The sequence below is a fragment of the Amycolatopsis sp. CA-161197 genome (assembly GCF_050942255.1).
In the GTDB taxonomy this organism is placed as follows: Bacteria; Actinomycetota; Actinomycetes; order Mycobacteriales; family Pseudonocardiaceae; genus Amycolatopsis.
This window is the reverse complement of record NZ_CP192059.1, coordinates 8,121,164-8,133,925: the sequence shown is the minus strand read 5'-3', so window position 1 is coordinate 8,133,925 and position 12,762 is coordinate 8,121,164. Positions and strand designations below refer to the sequence as shown.

13 protein-coding genes are annotated in these 12,762 nt (G+C 71.9%); 4 read left to right on the top strand and 9 right to left on the bottom strand.

Features of this window, described 5'->3' with window-relative positions:
* The first annotated feature begins 61 nt into the window (after window positions 1-61).
* Window positions 62-520 (top strand): MarR family winged helix-turn-helix transcriptional regulator, encoded by a 459-nt coding sequence (locus ACQPXB_RS38470; RefSeq protein ID WP_366584166.1) that lies wholly within the window; start codon window positions 62-64, stop codon window positions 518-520.
* A 5-nt stretch (window positions 521-525) separates the two neighbouring features.
* Here ACQPXB_RS38470 and ACQPXB_RS38465 read toward each other — a convergent pair whose 3' ends face one another.
* Both ACQPXB_RS38465 and ACQPXB_RS38460 read right to left on the bottom strand, forming a co-directional pair.
* Window positions 526-1,860 carry a carboxylesterase/lipase family protein gene (locus ACQPXB_RS38465; RefSeq protein WP_432846572.1) on the bottom strand — a complete coding sequence of 445 codons (1,335 nt, stop codon included), beginning with the start codon at window positions 1,858-1,860 and terminating at the stop codon, window positions 526-528.
* A 10-nt stretch (window positions 1,861-1,870) separates the two neighbouring features.
* Window positions 1,871-3,475: a DUF885 domain-containing protein gene (locus ACQPXB_RS38460; protein WP_432846570.1), complete on the bottom strand. Its 1,605-nt coding sequence runs from the start codon at window positions 3,473-3,475 to the stop codon at window positions 1,871-1,873.
* Window positions 3,476-3,568: 93 nt separating this feature from the next.
* Here ACQPXB_RS38460 and ACQPXB_RS38455 point away from each other — a divergent pair, with 93 nt between their 5' ends.
* Window positions 3,569-4,510, top strand: coding sequence for a GlxA family transcriptional regulator (locus ACQPXB_RS38455; RefSeq protein WP_432846568.1), 942 nt, complete (start codon window positions 3,569-3,571; stop codon window positions 4,508-4,510).
* A gap of 51 nt (window positions 4,511-4,561) precedes the next feature.
* On the opposite strand, the gene ACQPXB_RS38450 is transcribed toward ACQPXB_RS38455, so the two are convergent.
* From ACQPXB_RS38450 to ACQPXB_RS38440, 3 genes are all read right to left on the bottom strand, one after another.
* On the bottom strand, window positions 4,562-5,476 hold the full coding sequence (locus tag ACQPXB_RS38450) for an MmgE/PrpD family protein (RefSeq protein ID WP_432856947.1): 915 nt from the start codon (window positions 5,474-5,476) through the stop codon (window positions 4,562-4,564).
* 265 nt (window positions 5,477-5,741) lie between these two features.
* Window positions 5,742-6,569, bottom strand: coding sequence for an IclR family transcriptional regulator (locus ACQPXB_RS38445; protein ID WP_432846566.1), 828 nt, complete (start codon window positions 6,567-6,569; stop codon window positions 5,742-5,744).
* Between the two features lie 111 nt (window positions 6,570-6,680).
* Entirely contained in the window at window positions 6,681-7,625 is a 945-nt protein-coding gene (locus ACQPXB_RS38440; protein ID WP_432846564.1) for an LLM class flavin-dependent oxidoreductase, read from the bottom strand.
* Between the two features lie 131 nt (window positions 7,626-7,756).
* Here ACQPXB_RS38440 and ACQPXB_RS38435 point away from each other — a divergent pair, with 131 nt between their 5' ends.
* Complete coding sequence (locus tag ACQPXB_RS38435; RefSeq protein WP_432846563.1) at window positions 7,757-8,983, top strand: lipase/acyltransferase domain-containing protein; 1,227 nt, start codon at window positions 7,757-7,759, stop codon at window positions 8,981-8,983.
* 109 nt (window positions 8,984-9,092) lie between these two features.
* Here the strand turns inward: ACQPXB_RS38435 and ACQPXB_RS38430 are convergent, their stop codons facing one another.
* Window positions 9,093-9,314 (bottom strand): hypothetical protein, encoded by a 222-nt coding sequence (locus ACQPXB_RS38430; RefSeq protein ID WP_432846561.1) that lies wholly within the window; start codon window positions 9,312-9,314, stop codon window positions 9,093-9,095.
* A gap of 37 nt (window positions 9,315-9,351) precedes the next feature.
* Window positions 9,352-10,071, bottom strand: a complete 720-nt coding sequence (locus ACQPXB_RS38425) for a sigma-70 family RNA polymerase sigma factor (protein ID WP_366584174.1) — start codon at window positions 10,069-10,071, stop codon at window positions 9,352-9,354.
* A 132-nt stretch (window positions 10,072-10,203) separates the two neighbouring features.
* Between ACQPXB_RS38425 and ACQPXB_RS38420 the strand changes: the two genes are divergently transcribed.
* The gene (locus ACQPXB_RS38420; RefSeq protein ID WP_432846559.1) at window positions 10,204-10,899 is read left to right on the top strand and encodes a TetR/AcrR family transcriptional regulator; all 696 of its coding nucleotides are present in this window, start codon (window positions 10,204-10,206) and stop codon (window positions 10,897-10,899) included.
* Here ACQPXB_RS38420 and ACQPXB_RS38415 read toward each other — a convergent pair.
* Both ACQPXB_RS38415 and ACQPXB_RS38410 read right to left on the bottom strand, forming a co-directional pair.
* A complete protein-coding gene (locus ACQPXB_RS38415) occupies window positions 10,864-11,271 on the bottom strand; it encodes a hypothetical protein (protein ID WP_432846557.1) in 408 nt (135 codons plus the stop codon). The genes ACQPXB_RS38420 and ACQPXB_RS38415 overlap by 36 nt on opposite strands.
* A 51-nt stretch (window positions 11,272-11,322) precedes the next feature.
* Window positions 11,323-12,696 carry a hypothetical protein gene (locus tag ACQPXB_RS38410; RefSeq protein WP_432846555.1) on the bottom strand — a complete coding sequence of 458 codons (1,374 nt, stop codon included), beginning with the start codon at window positions 12,694-12,696 and terminating at the stop codon, window positions 11,323-11,325.
* Window positions 12,697-12,762 lie beyond the last annotated feature (66 nt).

The following is a 12,762-nucleotide window of genomic DNA, read 5'->3' as shown; positions in this document are numbered from 1 at the left end:
ACTTCCTCCTCACCGGGCGAGCGGGGCCCCGCTGCCGGACGACGCGGAGGAGGCGGCAGGGTTGGTCAGCCGGGCCGAGAAGAACGAATCGAACCCCGACCTGGGCGTCCTCGCCGGGCGGCTGCTCTTCGCCGTGCAGCACGAGCTCTTCACGTCCCTGGCCGCCCAGGGCTTCGCCGACCTCCACCCCCGCCACGGCGCCGTGCTCGCCTACCTCGACACCGAGGGGGTCCGGGCCACCGAGCTGTCCCGCCTTTCGGGGCAGCACAAACAGGTGATCGGGACGATGATCGACGAGCTGGAGGCCCTCGGGTACGTCCAGCGCCGCCCGGATCCCGCCGACCGCCGCGCGAAGCTGATCTGCCCGACCGAGCGCGGGCTGGCGGAGATGCGCGCGGCCGGCCGGATCATGACGGCTCTGCAGGAACGTCACGCGCGCCGGCTGGGGCGTGAGGTGTACACGCAGTTCAAGACGGTGCTGCAGGACGTGGTGGAGCACCAGCGGAAACGCACCGTGTGACGCGGTCAGCCGATCCGGTGGGGCCCGGTCCAGCCGGGGTTTCCCCGGGTGACGAAGGAAACCCACGCGTCGTGGGTGCTCCGGGCGAGGTCCGCGGGTGGTTCGCCGGGGCCGAGCAACGCGTGTTCACCGCGCAGGCCGGGCAGATCGACACAGTCGAAGACGAACGGCAGCTCCACGCAGTGGCACGCCCCGAGGCGGCCGCCGAACGCCGGTGACCGCCAGCGGAAGTCGTAGGTCCAGGTGCCCAGGTTTTGGTTGGCTTCCCGGAAGGCATCGGTCATCAGCCGGGTGAGGAGCTGCTCGGGATCGTCGTGGGGGTGCGTTTCCCGGCAGCGCGCGATGCGGGCTTCGGGATCGGGGAAGCGTCGCCGGGCGCCCCGCAGGAGGTCGGCTTCGGTGGTGTCGAAGGCGAAGGGGATCGAGTAGAGGTTGGCTTCTTCGGCGTTGGTGCCGGCGAGGAGGCCGATGTCGCCGCGGAGGCCGTCGGCGGGTTGGCGCGTCAGGAGTTCGCCGTCGAGGACGGGCTTGAACGGGCTGCTGCCGAGTGACGGGTCGAGGAAGCCGTGCTCCGGCTTGAGCTGCTCGGCCAGGTCGAGGATGCGCTCGTCGCCGAGGTCCGCCAGCGCGGCGGCCGTGGCGGGCGCACCGAGGGCCGCGCCGAACGCTCGTGTGGTGAGCGCCGCGCGTTCGGGCGGGTGGCAGCACAGGGCGTGGCCGCTCTGGCTGATCCCGCGCCGGAACAGATCGGTCGGCGTGGTCATCAGGGCGAGCACCAGCATGGCTCCGGCCGACTGTCCGCCGAGAGTGACGTTCCCGGGGTCCCCGCCGAAGTGCGCGATGTTCGCGTTGATCCACCCGAGCGCGGCCAGCACGTCGAGCAGCCCGCGATTGGCGGGCGCGCCGGGCAGGTCGAGCCAGCCGATCGCGCCGAGCCGGTAGTTCACGGTGACCAGCACGATCCCGTCGCGGGGGAAGGCGTCGGTGGCGTACACGGGCGCGTGGCCGGTCCCGGTGGCGAAACCCCCGCCGTGGAGGAAAACGAGCACGGGCAGGTTCCGCGTACCGGGATCCGGCGTGGACACGGTGAGGCTGAGGTACTCGCCCGGCGCCGTCGTCGTGCCGAGAACCGGCGACAGATCGGCCCGCCCGAACGGCCGCATCCGCTGGGGCGCGGTGGCTTTCGCCGCGCCCCGCACCCCGTCCCATCTCGGCGGCCCCGGCGCGGCGAACCGCCCCGCCCCGACCGGCGTCGGCGCGTACGGAATCCCGGCGAACGTGACGCCGTGCGCGCTCCGGTGGCCGAGCACCTTGCCCGAGGCGGTGCGGACGATGGTCACCGGTGCGGCCTCAGCGCAGCGCGTCCTGCAGCGCGGCCAAGCCCACCGGGCCCACCGAGAGAGCGTCGTGGTGCCACTGCCGCAGCGAGAAGTCCGGGCGGGAAGCCGCTTCGGCGCGGGCGGTGAGCCAAGCTCGTTCCCCCAGCTTGTACGCGATCGCCTGGCCCGGCCAGCCGAGGTAGCGCACCACCTCGGGGTGGACGCGGTGCTCGGCCGCCAGCCCGCGTTCGTGGAGCACGCGGCAGGCCGTGTCGAAGTCCCAGCGGGAACCGTCGGGCAGCGGCAGGTCCAGGTGCGCGCCGATGTCGATGACGACGCGGGCGGCGCGTGTGGCCGAACCCGCGAGCATGCCGAGGCGGGTGCCGGGCTGGGTGTACCAGCCGAGCTCGTCGGCGAGGCGCTCGGCGTAGAGCGCCCAGCCCTCGGCGTGGCCGCTGACGGAGTGCACGCGGGCGAAGCGGCTGACGCGGTCGGCGGCGAGCTTCGCGGTGCCGATCTGCAGGTGGTGGCCCGGCACGCCCTCGTGGAACACCGTGGTCAGCTCGGACCACACGGCGAAACGCGAGCGTCCGCCCAGCGGCCACCACGTGCGGCCCGGCCGGACGCCGTCCTCGCTCGGGCCGGTGTAGTACGGCGCGCCCGAGCCGGAGCCGTGGGCGATGGTCACGTCGATGGCGCGCAGGGGTTCCGGGATGTCGAAGTGGGCGGCCGCATCGGCCATCGCGCGGTCGTGGGCGGCGCGCAGCCAGTCCACATAGGCCGGTTCACCGTCCACAAAGTACTGCCCGTCGAGCAGCGCCATGGCCTCCGCGACCGAAGCGCCCGGACGAACCTGCGCCGCCTCCGCCGCCAGCTCCTGCTCGATGCGGGCCAGCTCGGCCCAGCCCCACTCGTACGCCTCGGCCAGGTCGATGTCGGCACCCAGGCTCAGGCGCGCGCCCGCCGCGTAGCGCTCGGCACCGACGCCCTCGACGGTGGTCGCGCGCGGCGCGTAGTCCTCGCGCAGGAAGCGGGCCAGCTCGGCGTAGCCGCGGTGGGCGGCCTCGGCGGCGGAGCGCAGGTCGAGGGCGAGCGGGCCGTCGCCGTACGAAGCCACGAGGGCTTCGTGGACGCCGGCGAACCGGTCGGCCTGTGCCGCGGTCTCCAGGGCCTGGCGGCGCGCGGCGACGAGGCCGCGGTCGAGGCCCGTGCGCAGCGACGTCTGCCAGGCCGCCAGCATCGTCTCGACGCCGGCCAGGCGCACGCCGATCACGTGCCAGTCGTCGTCGGCGGTGCGCGGGAGCATGTCGACGGTGTCGCGCAAGGAAGTCAGCACGCCGAACTGGGCTTTCACGGTGCGCAGGGGCTCGCCGAGGTCGTGCCAGGCGAGCTGCGCCTCGAGCCGTTCCTTGAGGTGCGCGCCCGCGATGCGGTCCTCGGCCGACTCGGGGGTGAGCGTGGCCAGGGTCGCGAGCGTCCGCCGCGCTTGATCGGCGCGGGCGTCGAACCCGTCGGGCGAGAAGTCGGTGAGCGTGGCGGCGTCGGGGGTGGTGATCCCGCGCATCGTCGCCGCCACGGGGTCCAGGGCGGCTTCCGCGGTCACGTGGTCGTCGGAGAGCTGGAAGATCGGCGTCACCCGGCTCACGCTATACCCGCTCCGCGAAGCCGGTGTGAACTTCACGAAGCCACACTGCTTGGCGAGAACACCGGTGACCACTAGGATCCCGCCATGCACTCCGTGGTGATCCTGGCTCTCGACAAGGTCGTGCCGTTCGATCTGGCCACGCCCATCGAGGTGTTCACCCGCACGCGCCTGCCCGACGGCCGCGCCGCCTACCAGGTGCGCGTGTGCGGTCCGGCCGAGGAGATCGACGCGGGCGCCTTCACGATCCGGCCACGGCACGGCCTCGAAGCCCTCGCCGAAGCGGACACGATCATCGTCCCCGGCCGTGACGAGCTCGAAGAGGTGCCCGCCGACGTCGTCGATGCCCTGTGTGCAGCCGCGGCTAAGGGCACGCGGATCGCGTCCATCTGCTCCGGCGCGTTCATCCTCGCCGCCACCGGCCTGCTCGACGGGCAGCGCGCCACCACGCACTGGGTCGCCGCGCCGCAGCTCGCCGCGGGCTACCCGGCGATCGAGGTCGACCCGGACGTGCTCTACGTGGACAACGGCAGCATCCTCACCTCGGCCGGCGCCGCCGCGGGCCTCGACCTGTGCCTGCACCTCATCCGCCGCGACCACGGCTCCGCGGTCGCCGCCGACGCCGCCCGCCTGTCGGTGATGCCGCTCGAACGCGAGGGCGGCCAGGCACAGTTCATCGTCCACGACCCGCCGCCCACCCCGCGCGGCTCGGTGCTCGAACCGGTGCTGCGCTGGCTCGACGAGAACTGCGCGAAGGACCTCACGCTCGACGACATCGCCGCCCACGCCGGCATGAGCAGCCGCACCCTCAACCGCCGCTTCCGCGAACAGACCGGCACCAGCCCGTTGCAGTGGCAGCTGCGCGCCCGCATCCGCCAGGCGCAGCACCTGCTGGAAGCCACCGACCACGGCGTGGACCGCATCGCGGGCCAGGTCGGCTTCGGCTCGCCGACGTCGTTCCGCGATCGCTTCAAACGCATCGTGGGCACCAGCCCGCAGGCCTACCGCGGCAGCTTCCAGCGGCGCTGAACACTGGAAACCGGCCGGACGCGACGGCGACCGCCGCGCCCGGCCGGGGGATCAGTGCGGCAAGCCGGTCAGTTCCGAGAGCTCGCCCCGGCCGGCCAGGCCGTAGGTCAGCTCCGTGATCCGATCGGCCGTCTCCGCGGAGACCACGCGGGTGGCGTTGAGGCGGAACTTCGTGGCCGGCTCCTCGGCCGACAGCGGGTTGTCCGGCCCGCCGCGGTTCACGTCCACGCGTTCCTCCACGTCGGTGCCGTCGGTCAGCCGGGCACGCAGGACGGCGGGGAACTGGTGCGGGAAGATCTCGTCGCACCGCGAGTCCGGCACGCACGTCACCTTGGCCGCCAACGCGAGCCGCTCGGGGTCCGCCGCCGCGGAGTCGGTGAAGTCCTCGTGGAACACGCCCAGCCCGCCGCCGCCGAGGAACGCCGCCGCGACCGTGTAGGGGCCGGAGAACGCCGCGTGGTAACCCGACTTCGGGTGGACCTTGTCCTCGCGCGGCTCGCCGATGGTGCGCAGCACGGCCGTGGGCGCGCCGAGCTCCAGGCTGACGATCGAGGCCGGATCCACGCCCCGGGCCCGCAGCCGGCGCGCGGCGTCGATGCCCGCGTGCGTGAAGTGGTTGCAGGGATACGGTTTGAAGAAGATCCCCGGCAGCTCCCAGTCGGTGCCGAGGCCGGTCACGATCTCGTCGACGTGGGCCTGGTCCCCGCAGAACGCCTGCAGGAACCCGAACCGGCCCTCCAGTACGGTGGGCGGACCCGTGATGCCGTGCCGTGCCATCCCGGCGGCCGTCACCGCCGCGTGCGCGGCCCAGCCGCAGTGCACGCGCTTCACCGTGCCGCCGGTGCGGTTGGCCTCCAGCAGACCGGACCCCATGCTGGCCGCGATGCCGATGGCGTCGGCGATCCCGGCTTCGTCCACATCGGACAGCATCGCGGCGGCGGCCGCGGCGCCGAGGGCACCGCAGATCGCCGTGGCGTGCAGGCCGTGCTCGAAGAAGACGGAGTTGCCGAGCTCCTCGGCGTACCCCCCATGCCGAGCCGCACGGTTGGGGCGCTTTTACCCCTACCCAACCGCCGTCCGACAACACAACAAAACCCGCACCCAGACCCGCCCCGGCACCCTGATCCGAAGCCCCCTGTAACACACTCCAGCTTCGGGGTGCACTCCCAACGCAAGCCGCCCTGCGGGGGACCGCGTCACCACGAGGACAACACGCCCTGCGAGGACAGAATCACCGCCCCGAAGAATCCCCGGATTCCCTCAACCAAGCCCAGCTGTGCCGTATCTCCTCCGCGGCATCCCGCACCAACACCCGATACCTCCCCACCACCTCGGGCGTAAACCGATACTCCGGCCCGCAAACGCTGATCGACCCGTGGATCTCCCCATCCGGCCCGAACAGCGGCGCCGCCACTGATCCCGCGCCCGGTTGCCGTTCCCCCAACGACACAGCAACCCCTTCACGAGCGGTCTCCACCAGCACCGCCCGCAAATCATCCGCTGCCGTAATCGTCTTCTCCGTCAACGCAGGCAACTCCCGCCCCAGCACCGCCGCCCGCCGCTCCTCCGGCAAGAACGCCAGTATCACCTTCCCCGACGACCCGGCATGCAACGGAAACCGCCGTCCGATGTCGACAGTCATCTTGATCTCCCGAGGGCTCTCGAACTGATCGAGATACACTCGCTCATCCCCGACCAGCCCCGACAACGTCGTCGTCTCGCCCGTCTCATCCCGCAACCGCCGCAACACCGGCGTCGCGACAGTCCGCGCATCGAACCGCCGCAACGCACTCGCCCCCAACGCCACCGCCGCCGGGCCCAGCCGGTACCCGGCCACCCCCGGATCGGTCGCGAGCATCTCCCGCGACACCAGCGACTGCAGGATCCGATGCACCACCGCCTTCGCCAGCCCGAGCTCCCGGCTGATCGCACTCACCCCCAGGTACCGGGGCCCGCCGGTGAAAAGCAGCAGCACGTCGGCGACCCGCGCGGCCGCTTCCGTGCCGGCGTTGTCGGACGAAGCTGCGGGCTTGCGCCCGGCGGTACTCTGGGTACTCAAACCGGTAATCCTCGGAATTCTGGTTGTGTTCCGCTGATGGGAACGTGGGTGAACTGCGCGCTGGCGCCCACTTTACCGGTTCCGAGGAGTTTCGGGACCACCCCGTTCCGGTCAGCGATACGGCAGCACTCGGGCGAGGGCCGCGACGGCCGTCGCGGGGTCCGGGCCCGCGGGGATGAACACCACGTGGCCCGCGCCGGCGGCCTCGAGCTCGGCGAGCCGGGCCCGGGCGTCGGCCGGGGTGCCGACCACCGCCAGCTGGTCCACCCACGCGTCGGGCAGCGCCGCCGCGAACTCCTCCCGTGACCCGGCTGCCTTCCGCAGCGCCGCGAACTCCGCGGCGAACGGCAATGGCGCGAGGTGCGGCGCCCAGTCCGGCTCGCCGATCGCCGTGAGCGCCTTCCTGGCCAGCGCCCGCGCCTGGTCGGGGGAGTCGTCGACGGCCGCGACGTTGTACGCGACCAGTTCGTGCTCCGTCCCGACGATCTCCCGCACGGCCCGCAGGTACTCCGGCGTGACGGGCTCCGCCAGGATCGTCCCGTCCGCCACCTCGGCCGCGAGCGCCAGCGACTTCGGCCCGCGCACACCGGCGTACAACGGCGGCACGACCTTCGGCGGGCTCTGCAGCCGGACGTCTCGCAGGTGCACCTCGGCGCCGTCGAAGCCGACGCGCTCGCCCGCGAGGATTCCCCGGACGGCGGTGAAATACTCGCGCAGAAGCGTCAACGGGCTCCCCGGCCACGCCCCGGCCTGCTGCAGCCACGCCGGCATCCCGTGCCCGATCCCGGCCAGCAGCCGCCCCGGGAACATCGCGGCGAGCGTGGCCACCTCCATCGCGGCGAACGCGACGTTCCGCGCCGCGGCGGGCAGAACCCCGATGCCGACCTGGATCCGCTCGGTCTTCGCGAGCGCCACCGCCGCCTGCGCGATTCCGCCGCGGAAGAAGCAGTCCTCGACCACCCACAGCTCGTCGAACCCCAGCTCCTCGGCGCGCTGCGCGTACGCGACGAACTGGGCGACGTCGAGATCCGGCGGTGCGAAGAGACCGATCTTCACGGCGGGGTCCTCCCGAACGTTCCACGGCTGAGGTGTCTTTTGTACTCGCTGTCCGGAGCAAGCGGCCATCCGTCTTGACACCTTGATCAACTTCGGAAAAAGTTCGCCGGGTGAAGGGAAAAACACTACGTGTGATCTTCGCGTTCGCGCTCGTGGTCTTCGGGATCGCCGCCGCGGCACCGGCGGTGTCGGCCGCGCCAGGGCGCACGCCCGTCGTCCTGTTCCCGGCGTTCCGCCTCAGCAAGCTCGAGGTCACGGTGCACAACCAGACCACGGACGCGTGGTGCCCGCGGTCGGGGTCGTTCACCGACTGGTTTCACAACGACCACCCGAGCACCACGTTCAGCCAGGTTTGCCAGGACGAGCTGCTGACACTGCGCTACGACTCCGACCCGTTCGTCCCGATGGCGAAACGGTTTTCCGAGCAGCCCGGCGTCGACGTGGCGGTGCTCGGCTACGGCACGACCGCCAGTGCGCCGTTCTACGAGCCGCTCTACCGCACCCTCGAGGCGCACGGCTACCACCGCGACCAGGACATCCGCGTGGCCGGCTACGACGCGCGGCTCACCCCGGACCTCGGCGGCTTCGTGCAGCGCACGAAGGCCCTGATCGAGCAGACCTACCGGGACAACGGCAACCGGCCCGTGCGGCTGGTCGGCCACTCGAACGGGCCGCTGTACGCGCAATACCTGCTCACGCACACCAGCCGCGCCTGGCGAGCCCGCTACATCCAGGGTTTCACGTCGCTCGCGGGCAACCTGCCGGGACAGGGGCTGCTGTACGCGACCGTCTTCACCGGGCTGAACATCCAGGACTTCACCAACCCGACGACCCCGGACAACGCCCGGAGCAGCGCCGGCATGTACCTGACCGCGCCCAGCACCTACATGAGCGCCTCCGACCCGAAGGTCTTCGGTGTCCGGGAGACCGTGCTGGTGGACCAGTCCACCGGCCGCTCGTACACGCCGGATGACTACGCACGCCTCTTTGCCGACGCGCACCTGCCCGTCGCCGAGCAGCTCGCGAACCACTACGTCGGTTTCGTGAAGTTCACCGATCCCGCGCATTTCCCGGACGTCGACGTGACGGCGGAGAAGGGCTCCGGCGTCCCGACCGTGGTCGGCGCGCGCCTGCCGGACCTCACCGTCGGCCAGGTGGCCGGCCCGCCCTCGACCACGATCACGCGCGACGGCGACGGCAACCAGGAAGACCTCACCAACGAGGCGACCCGCGTGTGGCAGGGCATGTCGTGCTGCTCGTACCGGCTCGACGACAACCCCGGGGTCGACCATTTCTCCTTGCCCGGCAACGAGAACGTGCTCGCCCGGCTGCTCGCCGACCTCGGGGTGCGCCGCTGAGCCGGCCGGGTCCCCGCGCGTCAGGAAGGTTCGTCCGCCGGCGTCTCCTCCGGCCAGTCGAGGCCGGCTTCGGTGATCAGTGTGTCGAAGATCGGTGTGTCGGGCTGCGTCATGTCGGGGCCACCACGTCGATGATCGCGTCGGCACGGACCCATTCGCCGGTCTCGTGGGTGCCGTCGGCCTGGACGGGGACCCAGGTGACGTCGGTGTCGGTGTCGAGCACGGGCGGGCCGGTCACGATGCCGCGCCGGCACAGGCGCTGGGGGCCGGGCTTGCGCTTGCCCGGCAGGTAGGTGACGCGGTGGCCGCGCACCAGTGGTTCCTCGGTCATGGTTCCCCTCCTCGTGGTGTTCCCCTGCGTTTCCCTCTCAGGCCGGAAGTTCGTCGTTGACCTCCGCGAGCCCCGCGGTCACGACCCGGCACGGCGCGCAGGCCGCGAGGTGCCCGCCGATCACTGTCGAACGCCGCTGCGACAGCCCGCCGCGCACCCACGCACCCAGGTTGCGGCGCGCCTCGGCGCAGTACGGGTCTTCCGCGTGCGGCACCTGGACCTGCAGGTACGCCTGGCGCAGGCCCTCGCGCGCCCGCCCGGCGAGCACGGAGGCGCCGTTCGGCGAGACGCCCAGCAGCAGCGCGGCCTGCGCGGTCGAGTCGCCTTCTGCGGCCGTGCGCCACAGGACCGTTCGCCACCGGCCGGGCAACGTGCAGTAGGCCGACCAGACGAGGTCGATGTCGGACCGTCGCACCGCTTCTTCCTCGGCCACCGCCCGCGCGCCGGCCGGCTCGGGAACGGTTTCGCACAGGTCGACGCGGTTGTGGAGCCGGCTCCAGCTCGCGGCGAGGTTCCGCATCGTGACGATCAGGTACGGCCGCGCGTTCTCCCGCGGCCCGCCGCCGGCGCGCACGGTGGTGATCACCCGGATGAACGCCTCGGCGACGAGGTCGTCGCGCTCCGCCGGCCGGTGGCTCAAGCGCACGGCCGTGCGGCGCATCGGCTCCACGTGCCGGCGGTACAGCGCCCCGCTCGCGTGGACGTCACCGGCGCGGACGGCCGCGAGCAGCACCGGGTCCGGCGGCTCGTCGTCCACGCAACTTCCCACGCGGTTCTCCAGGGTCGTATGGACACTCTCCGTAATAATACTGACCGTGTTCAACAAGCACTCAAAGTAACAGGTACAGAAGTGTACCCGATATCGCGGCGAGCGCTACACTTCCCGCCGATGACGTCCCCGGGCTCCTCCCACAAGGCTGACGGCCGGGCGGCGCGCTGGGCGGGCCAGCGGGAACGTCGCCGTCGTGAGTTCGTCGAGGCCGGGCTGCGCGCCATCGCGCGCCACGGGCCGGACGTGTCCACCGAGCAGATCGCCGAGGAAGCGGGCGTCGCGCGCACCCGGTTGTACAAGCACTTCGCCGACGCCACCGACCTGCAGTGCGCCATCGCCGACCGCGCGGGCGAGCTGATCACCGCCGAGTTCGCGCCCCTGTGGGACCCGCCCGGCACCCCCATGCAGATGATCCGCGGCGCGATCGGCGCCCACACGCGCTGGCTCGCCGACCACGCCCACCTCTACCGCTACCTCACGCAGGTTTCCGGCCGCCCCGGCACACGCGACGTCGTCGCCGACGTGAAGACCGCCATCGCGCGCCAGCTGACCGCGCTGTTCGAGCGCTACCTCACCGCGTACGCCATGGACACGCGCGTCGCCGACACCATCGCCTTCGCCCTCGTGGGCCTCGTCGAGTCCAGCACCGCGCGCTGGCTGGAAAACCCCCGCGGCCTCGACCAGGCCGACCTGGCCACTCTCCTGGCCCGCTGGACCTGGCACATCCTCGACGACGCCCTCCGCGCCGGCGGCATCACCCTCGACCCGGACGTGCCGCTACCGAAAAGCGTTGCCGGGCGGGGGGATTCTTGAGTCCCTTGTGGATGGTGGTCGGTCGAGCCGCTGGAGGATCGAGGCGAAATCGCCGTTGTCGAGCAGTCCTTCGAGCACGCCGACGATGGCGCTGACCCCCGGGTCGCGCACGATCAGGCCGTCGGAGACCCAGAAGTAACGGCCGCCGAGGGCTTCGTCGGATCCGGTCGAGCGTTGCATCAGCTTCTCGACCTCAGCGAGGGTGAAGACCGTCGCGGTCCAGCGAGAGCCGTCGGGCAGCCGGACTTCGACGTCGACGTCGCACACGTCCTCGGGGTCCTCGCCGGCGTCGGGGAGGAAGTCAGCCTCGAGCCGGTCCGTGCGAACGCGGTACCAGGGGCCGTCCCACCGGCCGGGCGCGGTGTCGGTCATGGGCGGAGCCTGGCATGCGGATCTGCCTGCCTCAAAGTGAGTTTCGCGGGTTCAGCGGGTGATGAGCGACGCGAAGGCAGCGCGCACGTCGGCGTCCGAGGCGTCGACCGGCATGTCGGACGGCGGGCCGAGGTCGGTGTAGCCGTAGGAGGTGTAGGAGACCGACGCCGGGCAGCTGGTGCCGCCGATTTCCACCTTGGTGTCGGCGACGAGTTTGCCGGTGCGGAGTTCGTAGGCCTTGAGGGGGAGGGCGATCTTGTGGAACGTGACGTCGTCGGGGAAGCCTTTGAAGGTGCCTTCGTACTGGCAGGTGCGGACGGCGGTGCCGCTGGTGTCGTCGCCGGCGCAGACGATGAGGACGGCCTTCGTCGGGTCGGTCACGCGCCAGTCGGCGGGGAGGCGGTTGGTGAAGTCGTTGTTGCCGGAGAAGATCGCGCGGTTGGTGCCCTTGCCGTAGGGCGGCGCGGCGCTGTAGGGGGCGGGTTTGGTGCAGTACTCGGGGGCGCTGGTGTTGGCCAGGAGACTGCGGACGTTCGCCAGTTCACCCGCCACCTTGGCCTTCTGGACGCCTTCGGCGGCCCTTGCGGCGACAGCGCTGTGCGGGTATTGGTCGAGCGCCTGCTGGTAGCGCGTGCGGGCGTTCTGCCAGTCGCCGTTGGCCAGTTGGCCGTCGGCGCACGAGACGAGCGCGCCGGGCCGGGTGCGCTCGACGACGGCGGTGGCCTCGTGGTGGGCCCGCAGCCAGTCCGTGTCCACGGCGAGGTTGCACGGGTTCTGCGCCGGCAGCTGGCTGAGGAAACCGTCCAGCACGACGTCGGCCATGCGCTCGTGGCCGGGCAGGGCGGTGCGCACTCCGGCCAGGGCGTCGAAGCCGGTCTTCAGCTGATCGGGATTGCCCGGCAGCCCACCGGCAAGTGCCTCGGCGGCGGTGCGCAGCCGGGCGCACGCCTCCGCCGTCGCATCCCCGGCGGCAGCCAGTGGCGCATCGGCGAGACGGTGGCCGAACCACACGCGGTCCAGCGCCGTCTGGGCCTTTTCGCAGTCACCGCTGCCGCGCGCCTCGGCCACCTCGCGGGCGATCGCGACCGCGTCGAGGCGCAGCAGCGCAGCCACCACGAGCACCGGCACCGCGACGGCCAGCGCCACCATCCAGTCCCGCCACCGGTTCGTCGCCGCCGGCCCCGCGAGAAACCACCCGTGCACGATCGTGGCCGCCCACCACACCAGCACCACGATCTCGAACCACACCGTCGGGAACGCCGTCACCAGCAGCACCGCCAGCACCACCGTGCCGACGACGTTCACGACTGCCAGCCCCCGTCGCCGCAGCAGCAGATACCCGACCCCCAGGAACGACGCATTCCCGACCGCCACGGCGACCGGTCCAACCCGCCGCCGCACCGGCACCCACGGCGGCTCGTACATCAGCTCCCTCTCCACCCACGCGACAACCGCCACCGATTGTGACCACCCACCCCGGGAGGGGTCCCG